The sequence below is a fragment of the uncultured Campylobacter sp. genome (assembly GCF_937949835.1).
Taxonomy (GTDB): Bacteria; Campylobacterota; Campylobacteria; order Campylobacterales; family Campylobacteraceae; genus Campylobacter_B.
This window is the reverse complement of sequence record NZ_CALEDC010000493.1, coordinates 1-1,733: the sequence shown is the minus strand read 5'-3', so window position 1 is coordinate 1,733 and position 1,733 is coordinate 1. Positions and strand designations below refer to the sequence as shown.

Here is a 1,733-nt window from a genome sequence, read left to right as displayed (position 1 = left end):
ATTTTGCCGCCGCACGTGCGTATCATCGACGGTATCGACGGCACGCTAAATCGCCTAGCAAGCGAGCTTGGCGGAGGGCTAAAGTTTGCGCGCGGAGAGGATTTGCTCTCGCGGGCAGCTAAATTTAACGCGGGTGGCGAGAGCATAAAAGGCAAGAACAAACGGGGCGTAGAAGGTCGCGATAATAGCGGCGGCGGGCGCGACACAGAAAGTTGCGGCGAGAATGATGGCGAGCGTGACACAGAAAGGCGCGGCGAAAGCAAGGGCGATACGATAGAGCAAGGTAGGAGCGGATTTCGTGCAGTATCGTGCGACGCCAGAAAAAACGGCGCAGCGGGATACGATGAGCGCGATGAGTTTTCTAGCACGGATGAGTGCGGCTTAGGCATGGATACTTCGCGCGACGTAAAATCGCAGGTTTGTGCGGATAAATTTGACGCAGACGGTGATATAAAATTTAGCGCAAATTCACAAACGGGCGAACTTGATGCCCGCGAGCGCGACGGCAGGCTGGCAGGCGGTGCGTGCGGCGTAGAGCAGTGCGACGAAGACAAATGCCGCATGTCGCCGCGCGCCGTAGATGCGAATTCGCAGCTCAAGCTTTATTCTCGAGGCGGCGCGGATTTGTCCTTGGAATTTGAGCCGAGAAGCGAAGGAACGGGCATTTCGCGAGTGAATTATCCAAACGGCAACAGCGTGGAGTATTTTTGCTCGGGCAGGGCGCTAGATGCGGCACAGATGCGCAAGGTGGAGATATTTTTAAAGCGGCTCGATGCGATGCGAGCAATCGACTAGGCTACGCGCCTGTGAGCCGCAGATCCGTAGCGCAGGTTGAGATTCCAGTGCGTCATAAATCACGTCAAATTAAAATTCCTGTTCATCGCGGATCGCGTCGCGCGACTTAAAATTTAGATACGTGGTGGATCGCTCTGCGCAAGTTAAAATTTTGATGCGCTATAAATCGCAGCGCAAACTCAAAATTTCGTCGTTTCGTAAATCGCGCTGCATAGACTAAAATTTTGGCGCGCTAAAAAATTTAACTCGGCTCGGCGATTTAGAAGCAGCTTCGCAACAGCATGTGAGCAATGGCGCCTAGCCGTCGTCCGGCGCGCGAAAGTTAAAATTTTACGGGGCAAATGCTGCCTTCCGCTGTCCGGCACGTAAATTTAAAATTTAACGCACAACGCCGCCGTCCAACTTGAAGCAGCATAGCGCGAGAAAGATGCCGTCGCTTCTTTAAATTTAATAGCGTAAGTCAAGATTGCTGTATATGGAGAGTTGCCTAGCGCCGCACGAACTGTCGCCACAAATTGAAATTTTAAATTTAGACTAGGGTGCGGATAAAGTGTGCGCACGAAGTTAAATTTAGTGCGCCGCGCAAATCGCCGCCGAGTTAAATTTAGACTAGCCACGCGGCGTAAATTTTAAAATAATTAAATTTCAAGGTGCCGCGAAGCCTGCAAATCTTTTCCGCGGTAGCTAAAAGCTCGCAGGCTTTAAAATTTGAAATTCCAAAATCCGTAAAGCAAGATTTCGCGCCGTATCATTTCGCGAGCGAGATTTATACCGCAAAATTCGGCACCGCACAGGGTAAATTTACTCTGCACCGAAGGCACAGAGTAAATTAAAATGTATTAATAGGGGAATAATTTATTGCAATTTTAATCTAATTAATCTTTCAGCCCCCTCTCGGCTCTTTGCCTTTTTACGATTGCTGAACCGAGCATTTTCTC

The 1,733-nt window shown here is 50.0% G+C and carries 1 pseudogene; it reads left to right on the top strand.

The features are described from left to right. Window positions 1-795: pseudogene (locus Q0256_RS10915) on the top strand (hypothetical protein); the annotation flags it as partial. Window positions 796-1,733 lie beyond the last annotated feature (938 nt).